This is a genomic window from Acinetobacter sp. UBA3461 (genome assembly GCF_002381195.1).
GTDB lineage: Bacteria > Pseudomonadota > Gammaproteobacteria > Pseudomonadales > Moraxellaceae > Acinetobacter > Acinetobacter schindleri.
Genome location: NZ_DFRO01000026.1, coordinates 1 through 24,889, shown reverse-complemented (window position 1 = coordinate 24,889; position 24,889 = coordinate 1). Strand labels below are relative to the sequence as shown.

Below are 24,889 nucleotides of genomic sequence, written 5' to 3'. Positions count from 1 at the left end.
CTAAAAAAAGCCCTCAATAAGAGGGCTTTATGTTGGATTTTTATTGTTTAGATTAACCCTTTATCCTTCAGCAACTGATACATGGTCGAACCAAGCTCAGCAGGACTACGGGTATAAGCCATGCCAGCACGTTCAAAGGCTGCAAATTTTTCTTCCGCGGTGCCTTTGCCACCTGAAATAATCGCACCTGCATGCCCCATACGTTTTCCTTTCGGTGCTGTCACACCCGCAATATAACCCACCACAGGCTTAGTTACATTAGACTGGATATATTCAGCAGCTTCTTCTTCAGCTGTACCACCAATCTCACCAATCATGATAATAGCTTCTGTTTCAGGGTCTTCTTCAAACAGTTTTAAGCAGTCAATCTGGTTCATACCCGGAATTGGATCACCACCAATACCGATACAAGTCGATTGACCTAGACCTAGTTTAGTCGTTTGCGATACAGCCTCATAAGTCAGAGTACCTGAACGAGAGATAATCCCGATCTTGCCTTTCTTATGGATATGGCCTGGCATAATTCCGATCTTGCATTCTTCAGGCGTAATAATACCCGGACAGTTTGGGCCAATCAGACGCGTGCCATTACCATTAATTTCCAGATAGCGCTTGGCTTTTAGCATGTCCAATGTTGGTACACCTTCAGTAATCACTACAATCAGCTCAATACCTGAGTCAACCGCTTCCACAATAGAGTCTAATACAAATGGTGCAGGTACATAAATTACAGAAGCATCGGCCTGGGTTTCTTTTACCGCTTCACGCATGGTATTAAATACTGGCAGATCCAGATGTGATTGACCACCTTTACCCGGTGTTACCCCACCGACCACTTTAGTACCGTAAGCAATTGCCTGCTCGGAATGAAAAGTTCCATTTTTACCAGTAAAGCCCTGAACTAAAACTTTGGTGTCTTTATTAATTAATACGCTCATTGTGATACTCCTTAAGCTTTCACTGCAGCAACAATTTTTTCTGCAGCATCGGCCAGGCCATTTGCAGAAATTAATTTCAAACCAGATTCATCCAGTAATTTGGCACCAAGCTCAGCATTGTTCCCTTCAAGGCGAACCACAACCGGCACAGTGACATTTACTTCTTGAACTGCTGCAATAATTGCTTCAGCGATCATATCGCAACGTACAATTCCACCAAAAATATTAATCAACACACCTTGTACAGAAGTATCTGCCAAAATAATTTTGAACGCCTCAATCACACGCTCTTTGGTTGCACCACCACCGACATCGAGGAAGTTAGCTGGCTGACCACCATAAAGCTTGATAATATCCATGGTGGCCATCGCAAGACCTGCACCATTGACCATACAACCAATATTACCTTCCAAGGCAACATAGTTCAGATCAAATTCAGAGGCTTTTAGCTCACGCTCATTCTCTTGTGATTTATCGCGTAGTGCCGCCACTTCAGGCAAACGATACAGAGCGTTCGAATCGATCCCTACTTTGGCATCGACACAAAGAATGTCGCCATTTTCACGGACTGATAGCGGATTGATTTCAAACAGGGCAAAATCATTTTCCACAAAGGCTTGATAAGCTGCAGTCATGACTTTAACAAATTGGTTGATTTGTCCATCTTTAAGGTTTAAAGCAAATGCAACTTCACGTGCCTGGAACGGCAATAAACCAACGAGTGGATCAACTTCAACTTTAATAATTTTTTCAGGCGTTTCTTCTGCCACTTTTTCAATTTCAACACCGCCTTCAGTCGATGCCATAAAGGTAATACGGCGAGTTGAACGGTCTACAACAGCACCCAGATAAAGTTCACGCTCTACCGGATAAACATCTTCAGAGACCAGAATACTGTTGACTGGTTGACCATTGGCATCGGTTTGATAAGTCACTAAACGTGAGCCAATAATTTGATTGGCATATTCAGCGGCTTCGTCGGCAGATTTAACTACCTTTACCCCACCCGCCTTACCACGCCCCCCGGCATGCACCTGTGCTTTTAATACGGCAAATTTTCCGCCCAGCTGTTGAAAAGCCTGCACGGTTTCTTCAGCATTTGTCGCAAGAATACCTTCCTGAACTGGCATGCCATATTTTTTTAATAACGCTTTTGCTTGATACTCATGTAAATTCATTGATTGACCTTTTACTACTTCTTTACTTTGTTATTACTGCGTCCAATATCCTGTGGCGCTGCAACATCGATATTGGAATTTATTAAAACGATGTTTTGATTCTTATCTTTATTTTTAGATGATTATTCATACAAAAACAACCACCAAATGTAAAAGAGCGGCCGGAGCCGCTCTTTTTTAGATTATTTACGCTTACGCTGGATCGCGTGAATTGCACGACCATCTACTGCCAGAGCAGCTTCATGTACAACTTCAGAGAAAGTTGGGTGACCAAAAGTCATCAACTGTAGGTCTTCTACTGAAGATACAAATTCAAGTGCGATCATACCTTGGTGAACGATGTCAGACGCAGCAGGTCCGATCACGTGCATACCAAGTAGGCGATCTGTTTTCGCATCAGCAACAAACTTCACGAAACCAGCATTTTCGCCAGCAGCCATTGCACGGCCGTTCGCAGCAAAACCGAATTGACCAGTTTTTACCTCAATGCCTTTTTCTTTCGCTTGCTCTTCTGTTAAACCTACCCATGCCGCTTCTGGGTGTGTGTAAATGACAGAAATGATCGTGTCGTAGTTGACTTGTGCAGCGTGACCGTGAATACGTTCAACTGCCATTACGCCTTCTTCCATTGCTTTATGTGCAAGCATTGGACCACGTACCAAGTCACCAATTGCGTATACGCCTTCAACAGAAGTTGCACACCAATCGTTGACTTCAACTAAACCACGTTCAGTCAATTTAATGCCTGAATCTTCAGCCAATAGACCTTCAGCATAAGCACGACGACCTACACAAACGATCAACTTGTCGAAAGTTTGAGTTTTGTCTTCGCCACCTTGAGTGTACTGAACAGTAACTTCACGGCCGTTAACTTCAGTACCAGATACTTTCGCACCAACACGGATATCCAGACCTTGTTTAGTCAATACTTTTTGGTAGTCTTTTGCCAATGCTTTATCAGCCATTGGTAAGAATGCATCCATTGCTTCAAATACAACAACTTCAGCACCCAGACGACGCCATACTGAACCAAGTTCAAGACCGATTACACCTGCACCAATTACACCTAAACGCTTAGGCACTTCCTGGAATTCAAGCGCGCCAGTAGAGTCAACAATAATGTCTTGATCTACAGGAGCAACAGGAATATTTACCGGCACAGAACCAGTTGCAAGAATCACGTACTTAGGTTCTAAAACTTGAGTTTCGCCTTCATGTGAAACAAACTCAACTTTTTTACCAGCAAGGAGTTTACCAGTACCTTTTAACCATTCAACGCCATTGCCTTTAAGCAGACCGTCGATACCCATGGTCAATTGGTTTACGATTTTATCTTTACGCGCAAGCATTTTAGACAAATCAAATGCGACTTCACCAGTCGTAATACCGTGATCATCTAAGTGATGAACAGTATCTTCATAACGGTGAGAAGAATCTAAAAGTGCCTTAGAAGGGATACAACCTACGTTTAAGCAAGTGCCGCCTAGAGAAGGTTTACCTTTGTGAATACGTTTTTCGATACACGCAACTTTAAAACCAAGTTGAGCTGCACGAATAGCAGCTTCATAGCCGCCTGGACCACCACCGATTACAACTAAATCAAACTGAGACATTTGTATCTCCAAAAACGAGTTCAAAGGATCGCTTCGAACTCGCTCTGATTATTCTTAAAAACTAAAATTATAGATCAAGGATAAGACGTGCTGGCTCTTCTAACAATTCTTTGATTGTTACAAGGAAACCTACAGCTTCTTTACCATCGATTAGACGGTGGTCATAAGAAAGCGCTAGGTACATCATTGGCAAGATTTCAACCTGACCATTCACTGCCATAGGACGTTCCTGGATTTTATGCATACCCAGAATCGCAGTTTGAGGCGTGTTCAAGATTGGAGTTGAAAGCAATGAACCGAATGTACCACCGTTGGTAATTGTGAAAGTACCACCAGTCATGTCTTCAATTGCAAGTTTACCTTCACGCGCCTTACCAGCATATGCACGGATACCATTTTCAACTTCAGCGTAGTTCATGCGGTCTGTATCACGAAGCACAGGAACCACTAGACCACGATCAGAAGAAACCGCTACACCGATGTCATAGTAACCGTGATAAACGATGTCGTCGCCATCGATAGATGCATTCACCGCTGGGTAGCGTTTAAGCGCTTCAGTTGCCGCTTTAACGAAGAATGACATGAAGCCTAGACGCGCACCATGACGTTTTTCAAACGCATCTTTGTACTGGTTACGCATTTCCATGATTGGTTTCATGTTGACTTCGTTGAACGTCGTCAGCATTGCTGTTTCTTGAGTTGCAGCAAGCAGACGTTCAGCAACACGTTTACGCAGACGAGTCATAGGTACACGTTTTTCAATACGCTCACCAACTGCAACGCTCAGCGGTGCAGCAGCAGGTGCTGCTGGTTTCGCTTGATGGTTTGCAACATCTTCTTTGGTGATGCGACCGCCACGACCTGTACCAGATACGTCAGATGCAGCAATACCAGATTCAGTTAAAGCTTTACGTACTGCAGGTGCCTGGTCAGCAACTTGAGTACGCTCAACGATCGGCGAATTACCCGCTTCAGTTTGTGCAGCAGCTTGCTCAACTTTCTCTTCAGATTGAACTGCTTGAGTTTGTGTAGCGCCAGAAACAGCACCTTCTTCAAATTGAGCAATCACTTCAGCAGAAAGCACTGTGTCGCCTTCATTTTTGACGATTGATGCAATTGTACCGTCAGCAGGAGCAACAACTTCTAAAACAACTTTATCAGTCTCAATATCACAGATCACTTCATCACGTGATACTGCTTCACCTGGTTGTTTGTGCCAAGTTGCGATCGTACCGTCCGCAACTGACTCTGGAAATACCGGTGCTTTAATTTCGGTTGCCATTACTTAGAATCTCCTGGATTATTCAGCATCGATCGCTAGAGCGTCGTTAACGAGCTGAGCTTGTTGTTTTGCATGCAAATATGGTGAACCACACGCCGGTGCAGCAGAAGCTTCACGGCCAGCGTAGCTAATACGAACCTGTTTACCAGACTTCATCACGTCATCATACAGACGTGGCGCGATGAACAGCCAAGCACCTTGGTTCTTCGGTTCTTCTTGAGCCCAAACCAGCTCTTTCAGGTTTGGATACTGAGCAAGAACTTCAGCAAGACGTGCTTCTGGGTACGGATACAATTGTTCAATACGAACGATCGCAGTATTGTTCAATTCTTTTTCACGACGTTTTTCAACTAGGTCGTAGTAAACCTTACCACCACAAAGTACCAGACGGGTTACGTCTGACTTGTTAATATTATCTACTTCATCGATCACAGTCTGGAATGTACCACTTGCAAGTTCATCAAGGTTAGACACAGCTAACTTATGACGCAGTAATGATTTCGGCGACATGATGATCATTGGCTTACGGATTGGGCGGATTGCCTGACGACGTAATGCATGGAAGATCTGTGCAGGTGTAGTTGGAGTCATCACTTGCATGTTGTCTTCTGCACATAACTGCAGGAAGCGCTCAAGACGTGCAGATGAATGCTCTGGACCTTGACCTTCGAAGCCGTGTGGCAGAAGCATAGTCAGACCACATACACGTTCCCACTTGGTTTCACCAGACGAGATGAACTGGTCGATCACAACCTGCGCACAGTTCGCGAAGTCACCAAACTGCGCTTCCCAGATGATCAAGCTCTTAGGAAGAGTCGTCGCATAGCCGTATTCAAATGCCAGCACTGCCATTTCAGACAATAAAGAGTCATAGATCGCAACGCGTGGCTGGTTCTCTTTGATATGGCAAAGTGGAATATAGGTTGAGCCATCTACCTGGTTATGCAGTTTTGCATGACGGTGTGAGAATGTACCACGACCTACGTCTTCACCCGTTAAGCGAACCAGGTAACCATCATCTAGAAGCGATGCATAGGCTAGAGTTTCAGCAGCACCCCAGTTCAGTGGCATTTCACCAGTCTGCATTTTCAGACGGTCATCAATCACTTTAGAAACCTGACGCTGCATGACGAAGCCTTCTGGAAGCTCACGCATTTTACGACCAAGTTCTTTAAGACGTTCTAGATCACAAGTTGTATCCCACTCGTCTGTGTAGTCGTGACCCAAGTACGGAGACCAGTCTACGAACATTTTCTTGTTCGGCTCTAATACCAAGGCATTGGCAACATGTTTACCTGCTTCAAGGTCTGAACGATAGTTTTCAACCATTTGATCCGCAGTTGCGCGGTCAAGGATGCCTTCTTGAACAAGTTTGTCAGCATACAAAGTACGAGTCGTCGCTTTCTTGTTGATGACTTGGTACATCATTGGCTGAGTTGCAGCTGGTTCATCCGCTTCGTTGTGACCACGACGACGGTAACAGAACATGTCGATAACAACGTCTTTACGGAAAGTATGACGGAAATCATGTGCAAGCTGAGCAACAAACAATACAGCTTCCGGATCATCACCATTGACATGGAAGATCGGTGCCTGAATCATTTTCGCGATGTCAGTACAGTATTCTGTAGAACGTGCATCGCGTGGATCAGAAGTGGTGAAACCAACCTGGTTGTTCACAACAATGTGCACTGTACCACCAACGGTGTAACCACGCGTTTGTGACATCTGGAAGGTTTCCTGGTTGACACCCTGACCTGCAAATGCTGCATCACCGTGAACGATGATTGGTAATACGTCATCACCACCAATGTCTTTACGACGTACCTGACGAGCACGTACTGAACCTTCAACTACAGGCCCAACGATTTCAAGATGTGATGGGTTAAACGCCAATGCCAAGTGTACTTCGCCACCTGGAGTCATCACGTTAGACGAGAAACCTTGGTGATACTTAACGTCACCAGAACCTTTCTTATGAAGAGACTTACCTTCGAATTCGCCAAACAGGTCAGCCGGGTTTTTACCCATGATGTTAACCAGAAGGTTCAGACGGCCACGGTGTGGCATACCGATTACAACTTCTTTACAACCAACAGAACCTGCACGTTGAATCACTGCATCAACCATCGGAATAAAAGACTCACCGCCTTCAACACCGAAACGTTTTGCACCAACGAATTTATTACCTAAGTATTTTTCTAAGCCTTCAGCTGCAGTCAAACGTTCAAGTACATGTTTTTTCTGTTGTGTGTTGAAACCAAACTGGCCACGTGCACCTTCAAGACGTTGTTGAATCCAACGTTTTTCCTTGGTGTCAACGATGTGCATGTATTCTGAACCAACAGTACCGCAGTATGTAGACTCTAATGCAGCAAGAATTTCAGCAAGCGTTGCTTCTTCTTTACCGATCGCAAGATTACCAGTATTGAATACTGTGTCTAAATCAGACTTGGTTAAACCATGTGCATCCAGTTCTAAGTCAAATGCTTGTTCGCGTTTTGCAAGACCTAATGGATCTAATTTAGCTTTCTGATGACCACGGTTACGATAAGCCGCAATGAGTTGTAATACGCCAATTTGACGACGCTCGTGATCAGAACTTACTGTCGCTTGAATGACAGGCTGAACACGGCTTGAATTACGACCTAACAGTAGGAATTGCTCACGTACATTGCTGTGTGGTTGGTCACCTTTAGGGAACTTACCGAAGTATTCCTGCCAGTCAGCACCCACTGAGTCTGGAGCGGTCAGATACTGCTCATAAAGTTCTTCAATATACGCTGCACTATCAGCGCTAAGTTCAGTGTCAAGACGCAGAGCGTCAGCAACTTCTTGCATTTGTGGACCCATTTCCTATTGCAAAAACATTTTCAGGATGCTTTTTAAGCAAAACCCAGGATTAGTAATGTCAAATTGGTAAGATGACATTAGTCCCCCATAAGGCATAAGCCATGAGGCGCTATCACCACACCAAGAGCAACTCTTGATATGTTTAATGAACAATAACGCCCCTCAGCGGCATCATCACTCATCGAATACCCGATAAAAACCGAGCAATTTTTTTTGCAAATCGACTTAGAAAAAACAAAGGCTTAAGCTATATTTTTTCTAAAGCGACTCTAACTTACCTTTATATACCAGTCGCAGGTTTTTCCGTGTTTAAAAAGTGTACATTAATCCTTACATTTTTTGGATATGGTCTTATGCTAAATGCTATCACGATCTTGACTAATCAATTGATTTTTTTGACGAGAAATGTGTGTTTTTTAGTCAAATACATCAACCAGAAATTACTCTAACATAGGGAGCTTTAAATGAAAAACACAATCTCCGTAGACTAAAGTCCTACATCCATCCACCATGCCACTGATAAACAAAAAGAGAGTAAATCTTCCAATCCACTCCCTTTGCAATCTTGCGTTATATAATAACATTATCGGGAATCTTTTTCAGGTCAGTTTTACATCTAAAAATCATAAATAAATCGAACTACATCATATTAGTGCACAAACCTGAGCAAAATGCTCTGAAATGATTCATCACCTTTTATGATTGCACCAGAGCTCCTGCTGATAACTTCTGCTTTTCAACTAGTCTCCCCTTTTCAGCGCCCCTATAAAGCAAAAAGCACACCAAGTGGTGTGCTTTTTTGACAAACTATTATTCGCAGTCTGAATTAGCCAGCCATATCTAGAAGCATGTTACGGATGTGACCGATTGCTTTCGTAGGGTTCAAGCCTTTAGGACATACAGATACACAGTTCATGATGCCTTTACAACGGAACAGCGAGAATGGGTCGTCAAGACGAGCCAAACGCTCTTGAGTTGCTGTATCACGTGAGTCAATGATGAAGCGGTAAGCATTCAACAATGCTGAAGGACCCAGGAACTTGTCAGGGTTCCACCAGAATGACGGACATGAAGTTGAACAGCATGCACAAAGAATACATTCATACAGACCATCAAGATGTTCACGTTCTTCAGGAGACTGCAGACGCTCTTTAGGCGGTGCAGGCTGATTGTTGATCAAGAACGGATGAATCTTGTTGTACTGATCGTAGAACTGATTCATGTCTACAACAAGGTCTTTAACTACTGGAAGACCTGGCAGTGGACGGATTGTGATTGTTTCTGGTAAATCATTCAGGTTCCACAGACATGCAAGACCGTTTTTACCATTGATGTTTACACCATCAGAACCACAAATACCTTCACGACATGAGCGACGGAACGTTAAAGATTCGTCTTGTACTTTTAATGCCAGAAGTGCATCAAGCAACATACGGTGCTTGTCAGTCAATTCCAGTTTAAAAGTTTGCATGTACGGTGCTGCATCCTTATCAGGATCGTAGCGGTAGATATTAAATGTACGAGTACCTCTACTCATCTTACTTCTCCGAATTAGAATGTACGTGGTTTAGGTGGAATTGCATCAACCGACAATGGACGGTAACGCACTGGTTTGTACTCAAGACGGTTGTCCGCAGAGAACCATAATGTGTGCTTCATCCACTCATCATCACGACGACCGTATGGGTATGCAGGATGGTCAGGAGACTCTTCAAAGTCTACTACCGTATGCGCACCACGGCATTCTTTACGCGCTGCAGCTGAAATTAGAGTCGCTTTAGCAACTTCATACAAGTTTTCAACTTCAAGTGCTTCAATACGTGCTGTGTTGAATACTTTAGATTTGTCTTTCAAGTGAATGTTGCGCACGCGCGGTTCAATTGCAAGAATCTGTTTCACACCTTCTTCAAGAAGTGCAGATGTACGGAATACACCAGCGTGGTCTTGAACGATATCACGAATCGCATCAGCAACTTCTTGAGCATTTTCACCCGTAGTTGATTCGTCAAGTTTACGAATACGTGCAACAGTTTGCTCAAGTACAGTGGTAGGAAGCGGTTCATATTCATCACCGTGATGTTTAGTCACATAATCGATGATATGCTGACCAGCAGCCTTACCAAATACAACCAAGTCAAGTAGTGAGTTTGTACCTAGACGGTTTGCACCATGTACAGATACACAAGAACATTCACCAATCGCATAGAAACCTTTCACTGGTTTAGTGAAGTTACGGCCTTCTTGGTTAGTAGAGTATGTATCAGTGTTCTTGTCGTAGTGAGTAACCAGTGCTTCAGTTTCCGGAGACTCTGGAACAACAACCTGACCATGAATATTCGTAGGAATACCACCCATTTGGTAATGGATTGTTGGCACTACCGGAATTGGCTCTTTGGTGATATCAACGTTCGCGAATTTCTTACCAATCTCAAATACAGATGGAAGACGTTTCATGATCGTATCCGCACCCAGGTGCGTCATATCAAGAAGGATATAATCACCTTTAGGACCACAGCCACGACCTTCTTTGATCTCTTGGTCCATAGAACGTGATACGAAGTCACGTGGTGCCAAGTCTTTTAAAGTTGGAGCATAACGTTCCATGAACGGTTCGCCATCTTTGTTACGAAGGATTGCACCTTCACCACGACAACCTTCAGTTAGCAATACGCCTGCGCCCGCAACACCTGTAGGGTGGAACTGCCAGAATTCCATATCTTGTAATGGAATACCTGCACGAGCTGCCATACCAAGACCGTCACCAGTATTGATATACGCGTTAGTAGATGCACGGTAAACACGACCCGCACCACCAGTAGCAAATAGAGTAGCTTTCGCCTGGAATACTGCAATTTTACCAGTTTCCTGATCGATAGCAGTTACACCAAGTACATCGCCAGCTTCGTTACGGATCAAATCAAGTGCGATCCATTCTACGAAGAATTGTGTACCCATTTTCACGTTGCTTTGATAAAGCGTATGAAGAAGTGCGTGACCTGTACGGTCAGCTGCAGCACATGCACGAGGAACCGCTTTTTCACCGTAGTTTGCAGAGTGACCACCGAATGGACGTTGGTAAATCGTACCGTCTGCGTTACGGTCAAATGGCATACCTAAATGTTCTAATTCGTATACCACTTGAGGTGCTTCACGCGTCATAAACTCGATCGCGTCCTGGTCACCCAACCAGTCAGAACCCTTAACTGTGTCATAGAAGTGGTAGTGCCAGTTATCTTCTTGCATATTACCAAGAGATGCACCAATACCACCCTGTGCCGCAACAGTGTGTGAACGTGTCGGGAATACTTTAGTCAGTACAGCAACTTTTAAACCAGCTTGAGCAAGTTGGTAAGATGCACGCATACCTGAACCACCGCCACCCACGATGACAGCATCGAAAGTTTCATGTGGAATATTTGTGTAATCTTCTTTAGGGTTAATTGCGCCCATGATCTCTTCCTATCAAGCCCAGAAAATCTGGATTGCCCAGATTGCGTATGCTAATACAGCGATAATCACTGCTGAAGTCAATACAATGCGTAAACCTGATGCTGATGGACCCATTTGACGAGTAGTCACATAGTCAGTGAAAACCTGCCACATGCCAATCCATGCGTGTGCAACAAGAGAGAATACGGCCAATAAAGACAAAATCTTCATTGGTGTAGTCATCATAAAGCCGTACCACTGTTCAAAGTTGAAGCCACCATTCAGTAGAATCCAACCCAAAACGATACCAGTATACACAGCTAGAACCACTGCACTCACACGTTGAAGAAACCAATCGCGAGAACCTGAACCCGTTAAACCAGTAGCACTTTTCATTAGAGTACGATCCATACAAATGCTGCAACAATACCGATCGCAGACAAGATTAATGAAATAGTAGCTGCAGTACGGCCGCTTTGCAGTTCTTCTGCAACGCCAACATCTGCAAGTAAGTGCTTAATACCAGTAAACGTATGATAAATTAAGCCGGCTACAAATACCCATACAACAAAACGCACGATGAAACCATTAAAGATTTCTTGCACTTGAGCAAAACCTTCAGGCGAAGACAATGACTTGTCTAAAATCCATAAAAGGACCGGTACGAGTAAGAATACGATCACACCAGAAAGACGGTGTAGAATTGATGCAATAGCCACAGGTGATTTTAAGTTTACTTCTAAAACTTGACCCATGGACAAATTGACAGGTCTGTTGCTTTTCACAGCGGGCATCCTGTAGTTAAAAACTCCATCCGGAGTTTGTTGGAATTAATTCGAAGGAAAGCTGGCATTGATTAGACAAATACATGCCTAAACGTAAAACGACACTGAATTATAAAACGCTCACTATCAAAATACAAACAACTCTCATAAGCTTTTTGGCTAAAAACCCTTTAAATAAGAATCATTAACAATAAGATTAATCTGCAATAATTTTATAATTGCCTTCTAATCAATACTTATATATATGTTTTTAAATAATAAAGCCGATTAATTTAGTCCTATATGGATATATATTAGAAACATCTGTTCTTTAGACTAAAGGTGAAGATTCAAGCACTTAGCGCTCGATTGAAAATATCACTCAAACTATACAGAACCCTCTATTTTTTAAAGATTTATGATAGGCCAAACGGTGAATACAAAACTATCTTTATAATAGTTGAATGAATATGTCACTTAGGCAGATAAAACACATTTCAGTACCGATCTATACTATTCAACTTAAAAATGTGAAACAGGTCTCCAAATAAATCGAATTAGTATGATTTAATCGAGCAAAAATAAGTCATTTTTTAATCAAACAGACATTTTGAAATATTCTATTAAGTGCTTTTATTTATAAAACCTGACAAAAACTGACAACCCTTGAAAAAGCTGTAAGTAGTGAAATTTATATAGTTTTAGCCACTTTATCGTTATAAACCTAATCATTTTAAACATTTTTTTACGATTAAAAGATGATGATTATTGCTGCAAACAATGCATTTTTTTCTGCACCTTCTACATGTTTTATCTTATTATAGCGCGTTGATGCTGTGATTTTAATAAAGCTTTTTATACAGAGATTATGTGACTAAGCCGCTGTGTAACGTCATTTTTTATCCATAAGTATAATTGACAAAATTTCAGTACTCACTAATCTTATAGCAAATTTTTGATCCGTCCGTTTTGTACATTAAAAGATTGATAGACAACTCGGATAAACATTCACCAGGACAGGAGATCTATTGAATGTCTGAAGCAACTGGCAAAAAAGCCGTTTTACAGCTTGATGGCAAACAAATTGAACTACCAATTTACAGCGGCACATTGGGCCCAGATGTAATCGACGTTAAAGATGTGTTGGCTGCAGGTCACTTTACTTTTGATCCTGGTTTCGTATCTACAGCTGCGTGTGAATCTAAAATCACTTTCATCGACGGTGGTAAAGGCGTTCTTTTACACCGTGGCTACCCAATCGACCAGTTAGCGACTAAAGCAGACTACCTTGAAACTTGCTACCTTCTTCTAAATGGCGAGCTTCCTACTGCTGAACAAAAAGTTGAATTTGATGCTAAAGTTCGTAACCACACGATGGTTCATGACCAAGTTAGCCGCTTCTTCAATGGCTTCCGTCGTGACGCGCATCCTATGGCGATCATGTGTGGTGTTGTTGGTGCGCTTTCTGCGTTCTATCACAACAGCCTTGACATCGAAAACATCGACCATCGTGAAATCACTGCGATTCGCTTGATCGCTAAAGTGCCTACACTGGCTGCTTGGACTTACAAATACACAGTAGGTCAACCGTTCGTTTACCCACGTAACGATTTGACTTATGCAGAAAACTTCCTGTACATGATGTTTGCTACTCCTGCAGACCGTGACTACAAAGTTGACCCGATTCTTGCGAAAGCAATGGACCGTATCTTCACGCTTCATGCTGACCACGAACAAAACGCATCTACTTCTACAGTACGTCTTGCTGGTTCTACTGGCGCTAACCCGTATGCATGTATCGCTGCTGGTATCGCGGCGCTATGGGGCCCTGCTCACGGTGGTGCAAACGAAGCTGTTCTTAAGATGCTGGATGAAATCGGCACTGTAGAGAACGTTGCTCCGTTCATGGAAAAAGTAAAAACTAAAGAAGTTAAACTAATGGGCTTCGGTCACCGAGTTTACAAAAACTTCGATCCACGTGCGAAAGTAATGAAAGAGACTTGCGACGAAGTGTTAACAGCACTTGGTATCAACGATCCACAACTTGCTTTGGCTATGGAACTTGAACGTATCGCGCTTTCTGACGAATACTTCATCAAACGTAACCTTTACCCGAACGTAGACTTCTACTCAGGTATCATCCTTAAAGCGATTGGTATCCCGACAGAAATGTTTACTGTAATTTTCGCTCTTGCACGTACAGTGGGCTGGATCAGCCACTGGTTAGAAATGCACAGCGCATCTTACAAGATCGGTCGTCCTCGTCAGCTTTATACTGGCGAAACTCAACGCGATATCGTTCGTTAATTCGAATCGCGTCGAAAGACCCAAGAAACCGCCCTTTCGGGCGGTTTTTTATGGACAATAAAAATATAAGCACAGCAGTAGTAAATAAAAAGTTGAGATTATTGTCTTAAATAGAATGATAAAGATGCTTACAAATCCAAGCCTATAACCCCGTTATAATCAGGTCATCCTGGCTATTCATAAATACTATGCCCTACCGTTTTTTATTCCTGTTGTTAAGACTAATCCGATTTCCACAATTTAAATGCCGTCAGCTGACTGTAGGCGAAATCCAGATGTGTCGTTCAGTGTTTGGAGACCGGATTGATTACGGCAAGGTGCATGTTATGAACCATCCTTTCCTGCCTTGGCAACCCAAGCATATTCTGATGGCACCTAGTGGCTATATTCATGTACGCAATGCGCTTTTTAAAGATGACTATTCCAAAGAGACTGCAAGTTATCGTGCAGTGTTTATTCATGAGATGACGCATATTTTCCAGTATCAGCATGGCATTAATGTGGTATTGCGTGGCGCGATATTACAGACGGCTTATTTTTTGAGTTTTGGCCGCTATAATCCTTATCAATACTCCTATATTCCCGGCAAGTCTTTCTGGACCTACAATATTGAGCAGCAAGGTGATATTGCACGTGATATTTATCTTCAAAAGCTGCCAAATATCATTCAGGAAACGGATTAGAGAGTAGTATATTAAAATCTTTATATATAAATCTTTTCGCCCTGGTCAGGCAGATTCGATACAAAACAATATGTGATCCTTTTATTTTTAATCATCCAGTTGCATTTCAACAATAAATCTATGCAAACAACGCTAGCATCTGCTTCAAATTTCGATAGAATAACTCTTGTATGATATTTTATTTCCAAAAATGAGATTAGGTATCAAGCTTTTATTATTGTGTTTATGTTTCCCGCCATTTGGCATTATGTAAGTACCAGATTGCATTCGGCTAAATAACTATAATTTTAAACAATAGCCGATTAGTGCAAAAAATCTATCAGGATTAGGATTTAGTTGGAATGAAAAGTTTTAAAATTGCCCTTGCTCAATTCTCTCCACATGTTGGCAATATCGATGCAAATACGCAAAAAATGATCGAACAGGCCAATCTGGCTAAAAAAGACAATGCTGACCTGATTATCTTTCCAGAACTTTCGACTCTGGGCTACCCTGCAGATGACTTGATTCTGCGTCCAAGCTTGACTAAACGCACCCAACAGGCATTTGATCAACTGGCACAAGTCAAAGATATCGTAATGGTCTTTGGCTTTGTCAACCAGACTGAAGATGGCCAGCGTTTTAACTCTGCTGCAGTGATGAAAGACGGTCAGGTATTGGGAATTTATAACAAGCAGACTTTACCAAACTATGCTGTGTTTGATGAGAAGCGTTATTTTAATGAAGGTCATCAACACCTGGTATTTGAATACCTCGGTCATAAATTTGGAGTACTGATCTGTGAAGATGTATGGTCTCTGAATGTTGTTCAACAGCTGGCTCAGCTGAATGTTGATACTGTGGTGGTACTGAACTCTTCTCCATATGAAGTCGGTAAGCCACAGCACCGTATTGAAACCATGGCAGCTTTGGTTAAACAGCTCAATATCAACCTGGTATATTGCAACCAGGTCGGCGGTCATGATGATCTTGTTTTTGACGGTACGAGTTTCGTACTGAATAAATCTGGTGAAGTTGCGCTGCAAGCAGCAAGTTTCCAGGAAAATCTATCTATTGCTGAATATGATGCAACTAACCTTGCGTTTAGCAAAACCAGCATTACCCCTACTCTTGACACCATGGCAGAGATCTATCAAAGCCTGGTCATGGCAACACGCGATTATGTACAACGTTCTGGTTTCCCGGGTGTAATTCTAGGTCTGTCTGGTGGCATTGATTCTGCCTTGACACTTGCGATTGCTGTAGATGCCATCGGTGCAGATAAAGTACAAGCGGTAATGATGCCTTATACCTATACGGCTCAGATCAGTGTGGAAGATGCAGCTGAACAGGCGAAAACACTGGGCGTGACTTTTGGTATTGCCGAGATCAACCCGATCGTAAATGGCTTCCTGCAAACCCTGTATCCGTTCTTCGGTGATGCTCCAGTGGATGCAACTGAAGAAAATCTGCAGGCTCGTTCACGTGGCACACTATTGATGGCTTTGTCGAATAAATTTGGCAACCTGGTACTATCGACGGGCAATAAATCAGAAGTAGCTGTGGGTTATTGCACTCTGTACGGTGACATGGTTGGTGGCTTCTCAGTACTGAAAGATGTGTATAAGACTATTGTGTTTGAACTGGCGAAATACCGTAACAGTATTGCAGACAAACCCGTGATTCCTGAGCGTGTGATTACCCGTCCACCTTCGGCAGAATTACGCCCAGATCAGGTTGATCAGGATTCATTACCTCCATATGAAGTATTGGATGCAATCCTTTACTCTTATATCGAAGAAGACATGAGTCAGGATGACATCATTGAGAAAGGCTTTGAGGAAGAAGTGGTAAAACGTGTGATTCGTCTAGTTGACGTGAATGAATATAAACGTCGTCAAGGTGCGATAGGTCCTCGTATCAGCTCACGTGCTTTCAGCCGCGAACGTCGCTACCCAATCGTAAATGGATGGAAAGCGGGTATCTGATTTAACCCTGTTTATTCAGAAAAACGCCCAAGTCCGCTTAGGCGTTTTTTTATTGGTAGTGATTTAAGATAAATGTATAACTCAAATATATTAATAAGTTGGCGCTGGAAAATTTAAATTAACAAGAATAGTGCAACAATTTTATAGGCTTAAATATATTTATTTGACACAAAAAAAGAGACCAAGCTGAGAGCTTGGTCTATAAAAATGGTGGCTATGACGAGACTTGAACTTGTGACCCCCGCATTATGAGTGCGGTGCTCTAACCAACTGAGCTACATAGCCGTAAACTGTGTGCGCATTATCGTAACTTCCGCATTCCTCGTCAAGCATTTTAACTCACAAATGTTCAGTCTTTAGGCAAATGCGTGTATTTGCATCAAACTTTAACCAAAATCAGTTTTTATTATGTATTTCACGTATTAATATGAATTTTAAAACCGTTTTAAGTTACTCAGATATGATTAAAACTAAAATTTTCTTGACCATTTCTACAGCACTCAGCCTGAGTGCCTGCCAATTGATTTCACCACTGATGGTAGATTATAACGGTGTACGCCGTGATGTCGCACATTGGATTAATAATCATCAACTTATGAGTATGCAAAAAAAACGAAGTTTGGTTCAACTGAGTAAAGCACAGCAAAAACTGAAGCATTTTGCTGAATATGATGCAACTGAACAAATGAAAGTTACTCAAGAAAACCAAATCGCCCTGCATTGTGCACGCATACACATTACAGAATCCAAAATCTCCCAACTCCAACAACAAATTTATGGATCAGCCAATGTCTCTATTCAACAACAGTATCAACGGCTCGCACCAAAACTTAAAATAGACACGACACAAATTCAATGTGAATAATGCAGATGATCTATTAGGTGCGACCTTAGTCTGACAGCTTGAAGCATTTAAAATACAAATGAATCTATATTTTATTATTTTTAATATAAAACAATAATTTATAAAAAATATTTTTACTAAAACATTATTTAACCATATGGATTTACTTGGTTTTATTTTAACCTGATTAGCGTTATTATTTAAAAAATACCATGCCCGACGGATCATAGGCATTGTTTAAAATTTTTATAATACCCATAAATACATGTGGAGAATGACCATGGCTTTTCAACATATTTTAGTTCCAATTGATGGTTCAGAAACGGCTTATGCTGCGGTAGATCAGGCAGTACAACTGGCGAAAACTTTTAACGGTAAAATCACTGTAGTTCAGGTGATGACCTTAGACCCTTATATTGCGGCTGAATACATTACCGCAGCACAAACCAATGATTTAATTGAACGTGCACGTACTGCAATCCAGCAAAACCTGGATGAAGCGAAAAAACGTTTTGAAACAGCTGGTGTACAGGTAGATACCCAGTTGCTGGAAGGTCAGGTGGTAAATACCGAGATTGCCAAAGCAGCAAAAACTTTAGGTGCCGACCTGATTGTGATTGGATCACATGGCCGTACCGGGTTCAAGAAATTCTTCCTTGGCAGTGTAGCTCAAAGCATTCTAGGACAGTCCGATGTTCCAGTGCTTGTGGTTCGTGGTCAGGCATAAATTATTATTTTATCCTCTTCAAAATACCTCATGTACACATGGGGTATTTTTATTGGATGCTGCCATCCCATTGGTAGAGTTTCAGATTAGTTTTACCTTTAATAATTGCAACACCTTCTTCCAGTAATTTACCTGCCTGAATATTCATCCCCTGCTCATCCAGTTTTTGCACACTGATTTTACCTTGCGAACTAACGACGCGATGCCAAGGCAGATCAGATACTTCATCCATCTCTCTCAGTACTCGTCCAACCAGACGTGCATGTCGTGGCAATCCTGCAAGCTGGGCCAGCTGACCATAGCTGGCAACTTTCCCTCGAGGGATTAATGCAATCACACCAAGAATCATTCGAGCAAGTTCATCACTGGGTTTGGCTGGCATTTTCAATATATCCATTTAAGCTGCTTTGATCATAATATTTGGATTCAAACTCACCAAGTTAATATCTAGGAAATAAAAAAGACAATCCAAAAATTCTCTTTTTTAAATCAAAAGTATTTTAGAAGTTATCCGGACTTTCCAGACGTTTCACTTCATGCACTTTTTCAGGATTATGCACTGCTGCTACGCCATCTTCATCTTTTTCATCAATCAGGCTTTCAGGCTTATACACCGTAATAATTTCATTGCCATTTGCATCTTCACCGATAATATATTGGAAACCTTTACGGTTCATTTTATGGCACATCCGCTGATACCAGCCCTTCCAGCCTTCTTTCTCTTCATTCGGATTATAATAAAAGGCATTCATCACAGCTGGTAAACCCAGACCACAGACCACACCGGATAACAGCACCACAATAAAGGTATAACCGACCAGAATACTGCTGTACTCTTTTAGTTGCGGAACATTGGCAACAGCCAGAATCAAAGCTAAAGAAATCCCGCCACGGACACCACCCCAAGAGAGAATCGCAAGACTGCCGTTATAACGTTTTTTACGCAAATGTGGAAACATGGAAAAAGACAGGAAGTTTGCTGCGAAACGTACCCCATGCAGAATAATAAAAGCCACGATCCCGCCTAGAATCAGGCTAGTGCTTAAATCCAGAATAAACAGTTCAAGACCAATCAGGGTAAACAGGAAAGAATTAATAATTCCTTCAACCGTATGCCAGAAATGGTTTACATCGCCAATATCAGCATCTGCCAGAATTTCTTTCCATTTATTACCAACGATCAGGCCCCCAATCACACAGGCAATTGGTGCAGAAGCATGCGCTAGCAAGGCCACTAGATAAGAACCACAAGCCAGTAATGCCGTGGTTAGAATCAGGGATTCCATTTCATGTTTGCCGCGAAGAATGCGTAGGATTGCCCAACCAAATACCACGCCAATGAATACAGCCACCACAATTTCGTAGAGCAGTGTTTGCAGGACGCCCAATAAGGTAAAGTTCTCACCCTGTAATACATTCAAAAGCGTCATAAACAAGGCAATACACATCGCATCGTTAAATAGTGACTCACCTTCCAGTTTTACCATTAAGTGATGCGGTGCACGAACTGAACTGAGAACCCCTTTAATTCCGATCGGGTCCGTTGCACCTAATGCTGCGCCCAGTAATAGTAATACCAACAGATCAACATGCTTACCGATCAGGAACTGGTAACCATACAGGACTAGACCAAACAAGACTGCACAGATCACCAGCGCCAGACTGGCTAGAATTCCGATCGGACGCCAGTGATTGCGCAAATCGGAAACCTTAAATTTCAGCGCAGATGAGGTCAAAATAAAACAGATGACGCCGTTAATCAGAAAATCATAAAAATCGATATGCCGGACTGCATTTTCAATATTGGCAATATTGATACTGAAAAAAGGATTGCCCTGCAGCAGGCTCGCGCCCCATTGCAGGATAAATACAAAAATTGCAGAAACAATCGGAACACCAATCGCTTGAGGAAAACCTAGCACTCTTTTATTAAATAATGTCGTGGCAATAGATAATGCAAAAACAACGGTCAAAAGTTGCAAGAAAAAGAAATTGCCCATGGGTTCCCTTAAAGCGCGCCTCATTCCTGAAAATGAGTGATTTGGCTTATTTAAAAATAAAATATCAAATGAAAAAGCATTTCTGGATGAAATAATTTTAATCCTGTTTATTTTGCTATTTAGTTAAGTTTCTTTTCAATAGTTCCAAATGGTGGTTTATCATACAATTCTATCTTAGTACTTTGCTGTATTCTTTTACCAGTTCTTCTGAATCCTTCTCCCATGCATCAAACCGTTAAACTTGTTTTCCGTCTTTTTCTTGCTACTGTGATTTTTTTAGTCACGCTTGCATTGTGTTTTACCTGTTTTGCCAAAATTCAGGAGATCATGCAGGCCGAGCAGTATTATCAACAAGGCAAGTCATTTAACTTAACCAGCTCACCAGATCAGCAGTATGTTTTGCTGTCCAATAACCAGAAACCAGATCATGCCATTTTTGTTCTGATTGCAGGGAATGGTTATATTTCCAAAAGTAGTTGTACCCATTATACGGCGTTGTGTAGCGATGACTTTAATCAGTCTCATACCCGTCAGATTGATCAAGTGAAACTATTTAAGGCAGGTGAGTTTTCTTATATTCAACAGGTTAAATATAAAGATAGCCGCACTGGTCAGGTTTCAGAATTTTCCTATTCTGCTAATGAGATCCAGCAATTTTATCAGCAGGACATTGCTGGGCTGAAATATGTAGTCTTTGGTATTAGCTTATTTGCTTTAGCTGCTTTATTTGTCAGCTTCAAGCTGATCAGGAATTTTCAGCGATTTCTGAATAAATAAGTTTTTCTATGCTCAAGAAAAAGGAGCAACTGCTCCTTTTCGATTTCATCTGACACTTTAAATAGATTTAAATACCTTTAGGATATTAAATACCTTTATTAAAAGTATCGCAGTCTGCCATCTGACCAGATTTCAGACCAATATTAAACCATTGTACGCGCTGCGCACTAGTCCCATGAGTAAAGCTATCTGGCACCACATGTCCTTGGGCTTTTTTCTGTAAATAGTCATCACCAATCTTATGCGCTGCATCCATGGCTTCCTGTACATCACCCTGCTCCAGGAATTGAGTACGCTCATGATTATGATAAGCCCATACCCCCGCCAGACAGTCGGCTTGCAGCTCCTGATAGACTGACAGCTGATTCGCTTGCACCTTTGTGGCTTGCTGGCGTGCCTGCTGCACCTGAGAAGAAATACCCAGGATGGTCTGAATGTGATGTCCAACCTCATGTGCCACGACATATGCTTGAGCAAAGTCACCAGCCTGATCATTACGCGATAGCTCAGTTGAATTCTGCTCACCACTAATGCCCATCTGGCTACGCATATCCCTAAAGAAGGTCGTGTCGATATACACTTTCTGATCTGCCGGACAATAAAACGGTCCCATGGCGGATTGCGCCGCACCACAACCAGAATTCACCACACCGCTGAAGAGTACCAGTTTAGGGGGAGTGTACTGCTGATTCAGCTGCTGCTGGAACACCTGTGACCAGGTATCTTCTGTATCGGCAAGAACAGTTCCGACAAAGTCAATTGCTTCTTGCTGCTCTGGCGTTGGATTTTCCAGACCACGCGTTTCAGCACTGGAAACACCTTGTGTCACCTGCTTAGTGGCTTGATAAGCTTGTTGCGGATCTACACCAAAAAATTTCCAGGCAACAAAAGCCACAATCAGCCCCAGAATACTGATACCACCCGCTTTGGCACCTCCACCACGGCGGTCTTCAACATTGCTACTAACTCGACGACCTTTCCAGCGCATAGTAAGATTCCTTATAGTTTAATTTTGACTTACTTCTAGCCAACCAAAATTATGCCTGCTTTGATTTTGATCTGATCTTTTGAATGAAGCCAATAACAATGAAGACCAAGAGCCCTGCGATAAAACCAATGACTAAATTAATGAGTGTTGGCGTAACTGCACCTATAATACTGCCCATTGTAGGAATGTGCTCTACATACTCGACTGAATCTTCAGTGAAATGATGAAACCATGGAATGGCGTGAGCAATAATCCCGCCACCGACCAGGAACATGGCAATTGTTCCCACAATAGTTAAAGTTTTCATCAGTTTGGGTGCAAAAGCTAACAAGCCTCGTCCTGCACTTTGCTTGAAACTCGATGCCTGCTTGCTCAAGTGCAAACCTACATCATCAATTTTCACAATCATGGCAACAAAGCCATACACTCCGATGGTCATGGCCACAGCAATCGTCGAAAGCACCATCACCTTGGTGGAAAAAGCAGCCGCTGCAACAGTACCCAAGGAAATCACAACAATTTCAGCTGACAAAATAAAGTCAGTACGAATCGCACCTTTAATTTTATCTTTTTCAAATTTAACCAGATCCGTTTCGATTGCGTTTAATTCTGCCTGCGCAGCTTCTTCAGTTTTAGCTTTTCTATGTTTGAGACTATGCAGTACTTTTTCTACGCCTTCATAACACAGGAACAACCCACCAATCATCAATAAAGGATTAATCAACCATGGTGCAACCACACTGATCAGCAAGGCCAAAGGAACAAGAATGAGTTTATTGACAAAAGAACCTTTGGCAACGCTCCATACCACCGGAAGTTCACGTTCGGCACGTACACCGCTTACCTGTTGAGCATTGAGCGCCAGATCATCTCCCAAGACCCCGGCCGTTTTTTTTGCCGCCATTTTACTCATGACTGCAACATCATCTAGAACTGTGGCTATATCATCCAATAATATTAATAAGCTACTCGCCATTCTTGTTATTCCTTATAAATGTAAAAATATTCTAATCAAAAAGCAGCAGAAAGATTGTATTTACTTCTTTAATTTCAGAGATTTTTTATTACTGTGATTCATTGTGACTGACATTCAAAAACAGAATGCCGTACAATGTTGCGATCCTAAAAATTTGAATGTAGTACGACTACTGTTTTGGAATAAATAATGAGTAATCAAGATAATCGTCCAGTGATCTTGACTGGCGACCGTCCTACCGGACAACTTCACCTCGGTCACTTTGTTGGTTCATTACGCTCTCGCGTGGGTTTACAGGATTCTCACCATCAGCATCTTCTGCTGGCAGATGCACAGGCCTTGACAGACAATGCAGATAACTTCGAAAAAGTACGTCGTAACATCATTGAAGTTGCAACAGATTATCTTGCGGTAGGCATTGATCCGACTAAAACCACAATCTGCGTTCAGTCTTGCCTTCCTGCCCTCAATGAATTGACCATGCTTTACCTCAACTTCGTGACTGTTTCACGTCTTGAGCGTAACCCAACAATTAAGTCTGAAATTCAGATGCGTGGTTTTGAGCGTGATATTCCGGCGGGCTTCTTGTGCTATCCAGTGGCGCAGGCCGCGGACATTACTGCATTCAAAGCGACTGTGGTTCCAGTAGGTGAAGACCAGATCCCAATGATTGAACAGACTAACGAAATCGTGCGTCGTCTGAACCGTCAGGTAGGTCGTGAGCTACTTCCAGAATGTAAAGCCCTGCTATCTAACGTTGGCCGTTTACCAGGCTTTGATGGTAAGGCGAAAATGTCTAAATCTCTGGGCAATACCATTGTGCTAGATGCATCAGACAAAGATATCAAGAAAGCCGTTAACGCAATGTATACGGATCCGAACCACCTGCGTATTGAAGATCCAGGTCAGGTTGAAGGTAACGTGGTATTTACTTACCTGGATGCGTTCGATACCAACAAAGAAGAACTGGAAGAACTAAAAGCCCATTACCGCCGTGGTGGTTTGGGTGATGGTACAGTGAAAAAACGTCTTGAAGGTATTCTGAAAGAATTAATCGGTCCAATTCGTGAACGTCGTATGGAACTTTCTAAAGATCCTGACTACATTATGGATGTACTCAAGACTGGTACAGACAAATGCCGTGATATTACTCAAGCGACTTTGGATGAAGTTAAAACTGCCCTTGGCGTGTTCCGCTTCTAATGCTTGGATAAAGTTTGAAAAGCCCTTCACATGAAGGGCTTTTTTATTGAATTCCTACACATTTGATTCATAGTTGCTTTTTTCTGTCACACAAAGGTAGAAAAACTTACTTTAGTTAACAGCTCTTTACACGTTTACCAATGTAAAAATAACAAGCCAGTTTTAATATGAAAACATATTCAGGAAATAGCAAGAAACATTCTCCACAGTTTCATTTGCAACAAGTTTTTCCTTTTTCTACGCAATGACAACCCCAATCATTGCGTTTTTTTTGTCTGAAACTTTTATAAAAACTATTTTAGCTCACGCTGCTCTTTTACAATGTCTAGCTTATGTAGCAAAAAAACTAATAAAAAACCC

20 protein-coding genes and 1 tRNA gene are annotated in these 24,889 nt (G+C 42.1%); 7 read left to right on the top strand and 14 right to left on the bottom strand.

Features of this window, described 5'->3' with window-relative positions; translation table 11 throughout:
* Nucleotides 1-47: 47 nt before the first annotated feature.
* The 9 genes from sucD to sdhC form a co-directional block, all read right to left on the bottom strand.
* Nucleotides 48-938 (bottom strand): succinate--CoA ligase subunit alpha, encoded by an 891-nt coding sequence (gene sucD / locus B3D47_RS06185; RefSeq protein ID WP_163166781.1) that lies wholly within the window; start codon nucleotides 936-938, stop codon nucleotides 48-50.
* Between the two features lie 11 nt (nucleotides 939-949).
* On the bottom strand, nucleotides 950-2,116 hold the full coding sequence (sucC, locus tag B3D47_RS06180) for an ADP-forming succinate--CoA ligase subunit beta (protein ID WP_004893508.1): 1,167 nt from the start codon (nucleotides 2,114-2,116) through the stop codon (nucleotides 950-952).
* 182 nt (nucleotides 2,117-2,298) lie between these two features.
* Entirely contained in the window at nucleotides 2,299-3,729 is a 1,431-nt protein-coding gene (gene lpdA, locus B3D47_RS06175; RefSeq protein ID WP_004893506.1) for a dihydrolipoyl dehydrogenase, read from the bottom strand.
* 67 nt (nucleotides 3,730-3,796) lie between these two features.
* Nucleotides 3,797-5,011, bottom strand: coding sequence for a 2-oxoglutarate dehydrogenase complex dihydrolipoyllysine-residue succinyltransferase (gene odhB / locus B3D47_RS06170; RefSeq protein ID WP_286860641.1), 1,215 nt, complete (start codon nucleotides 5,009-5,011; stop codon nucleotides 3,797-3,799).
* Between the two features lie 18 nt (nucleotides 5,012-5,029).
* A complete protein-coding gene (locus B3D47_RS06165) occupies nucleotides 5,030-7,852 on the bottom strand; it encodes a 2-oxoglutarate dehydrogenase E1 component (RefSeq protein ID WP_008301892.1) in 2,823 nt (940 codons plus the stop codon).
* A gap of 838 nt (nucleotides 7,853-8,690) precedes the next feature.
* Entirely contained in the window at nucleotides 8,691-9,401 is a 711-nt protein-coding gene (locus B3D47_RS06160) for a succinate dehydrogenase iron-sulfur subunit (protein WP_004810837.1), read from the bottom strand.
* Between the two features lie 14 nt (nucleotides 9,402-9,415).
* Entirely contained in the window at nucleotides 9,416-11,314 is a 1,899-nt protein-coding gene (locus B3D47_RS06155) for an FAD-binding protein (RefSeq protein WP_004810838.1), read from the bottom strand.
* Between the two features lie 12 nt (nucleotides 11,315-11,326).
* Nucleotides 11,327-11,689, bottom strand: a complete 363-nt coding sequence (gene sdhD / locus B3D47_RS06150) for a succinate dehydrogenase, hydrophobic membrane anchor protein (RefSeq protein ID WP_286860638.1) — start codon at nucleotides 11,687-11,689, stop codon at nucleotides 11,327-11,329.
* Nucleotides 11,689-12,087, bottom strand: a complete 399-nt coding sequence (sdhC, locus tag B3D47_RS06145; protein ID WP_008301879.1) for a succinate dehydrogenase, cytochrome b556 subunit — start codon at nucleotides 12,085-12,087, stop codon at nucleotides 11,689-11,691. The genes sdhD and sdhC overlap by 1 nt, the downstream gene beginning before the upstream one ends.
* 1,002 nt (nucleotides 12,088-13,089) lie before the next feature.
* Here sdhC and gltA point away from each other — a divergent pair.
* The 3 genes from gltA (at nucleotide 13,090) to B3D47_RS06130 (ending at nucleotide 17,014) form a co-directional block, all read left to right on the top strand.
* On the top strand, nucleotides 13,090-14,364 hold the full coding sequence (gene gltA, locus B3D47_RS06140) for a citrate synthase (protein ID WP_004810845.1): 1,275 nt from the start codon (nucleotides 13,090-13,092) through the stop codon (nucleotides 14,362-14,364).
* A gap of 188 nt (nucleotides 14,365-14,552) precedes the next feature.
* On the top strand, nucleotides 14,553-15,047 hold the full coding sequence (locus B3D47_RS06135; protein WP_180184812.1) for a hypothetical protein: 495 nt from the start codon (nucleotides 14,553-14,555) through the stop codon (nucleotides 15,045-15,047).
* 341 nt (nucleotides 15,048-15,388) lie between these two features.
* Nucleotides 15,389-17,014: an NAD+ synthase gene (locus B3D47_RS06130; protein WP_005221245.1), complete on the top strand. Its 1,626-nt coding sequence runs from the start codon at nucleotides 15,389-15,391 to the stop codon at nucleotides 17,012-17,014.
* Between the two features lie 208 nt (nucleotides 17,015-17,222).
* Here B3D47_RS06130 and B3D47_RS06125 read toward each other — a convergent pair.
* Nucleotides 17,223-17,299, bottom strand: a tRNA-Met gene (locus B3D47_RS06125).
* A 79-nt stretch (nucleotides 17,300-17,378) separates the two neighbouring features.
* On the opposite strand from B3D47_RS06125, the gene B3D47_RS06120 reads away from it, so the two are divergent.
* Both B3D47_RS06120 and B3D47_RS06115 read left to right on the top strand, forming a co-directional pair.
* On the top strand, nucleotides 17,379-17,879 hold the full coding sequence (locus tag B3D47_RS06120; protein ID WP_180184813.1) for a hypothetical protein: 501 nt from the start codon (nucleotides 17,379-17,381) through the stop codon (nucleotides 17,877-17,879).
* Nucleotides 17,880-18,138: 259 nt separating this feature from the next.
* Nucleotides 18,139-18,585: a universal stress protein gene (locus B3D47_RS06115; protein ID WP_004810852.1), complete on the top strand. Its 447-nt coding sequence runs from the start codon at nucleotides 18,139-18,141 to the stop codon at nucleotides 18,583-18,585.
* A 49-nt stretch (nucleotides 18,586-18,634) separates the two neighbouring features.
* Here B3D47_RS06115 and B3D47_RS06110 read toward each other — a convergent pair whose 3' ends face one another.
* Nucleotides 18,635-18,967, bottom strand: coding sequence for an MGMT family protein (locus B3D47_RS06110; RefSeq protein ID WP_286861018.1), 333 nt, complete (start codon nucleotides 18,965-18,967; stop codon nucleotides 18,635-18,637).
* A gap of 118 nt (nucleotides 18,968-19,085) precedes the next feature.
* Nucleotides 19,086-20,585, bottom strand: coding sequence for a cation:proton antiporter (locus B3D47_RS06105; protein WP_004810855.1), 1,500 nt, complete (start codon nucleotides 20,583-20,585; stop codon nucleotides 19,086-19,088).
* A 222-nt stretch (nucleotides 20,586-20,807) separates the two neighbouring features.
* Between B3D47_RS06105 and B3D47_RS06100 the strand changes: the two genes are divergently transcribed.
* Nucleotides 20,808-21,362 (top strand): hypothetical protein, encoded by a 555-nt coding sequence (locus B3D47_RS06100; protein ID WP_163166791.1) that lies wholly within the window; start codon nucleotides 20,808-20,810, stop codon nucleotides 21,360-21,362.
* Nucleotides 21,363-21,447: 85 nt separating this feature from the next.
* Here the strand turns inward: B3D47_RS06100 and B3D47_RS06095 are convergent, their stop codons facing one another.
* Both B3D47_RS06095 and B3D47_RS06090 read right to left on the bottom strand, forming a co-directional pair.
* A complete protein-coding gene (locus tag B3D47_RS06095; RefSeq protein WP_005221236.1) occupies nucleotides 21,448-22,350 on the bottom strand; it encodes a KPN_02809 family neutral zinc metallopeptidase in 903 nt (300 codons plus the stop codon).
* A gap of 49 nt (nucleotides 22,351-22,399) precedes the next feature.
* Nucleotides 22,400-23,326, bottom strand: coding sequence for a DUF808 domain-containing protein (locus B3D47_RS06090; protein WP_108675885.1), 927 nt, complete (start codon nucleotides 23,324-23,326; stop codon nucleotides 22,400-22,402).
* A 189-nt stretch (nucleotides 23,327-23,515) separates the two neighbouring features.
* Here B3D47_RS06090 and trpS point away from each other — a divergent pair, with 189 nt between their 5' ends.
* Nucleotides 23,516-24,529, top strand: a complete 1,014-nt coding sequence (trpS, locus tag B3D47_RS06085; protein ID WP_076753224.1) for a tryptophan--tRNA ligase — start codon at nucleotides 23,516-23,518, stop codon at nucleotides 24,527-24,529.
* Nucleotides 24,530-24,889 lie beyond the last annotated feature (360 nt).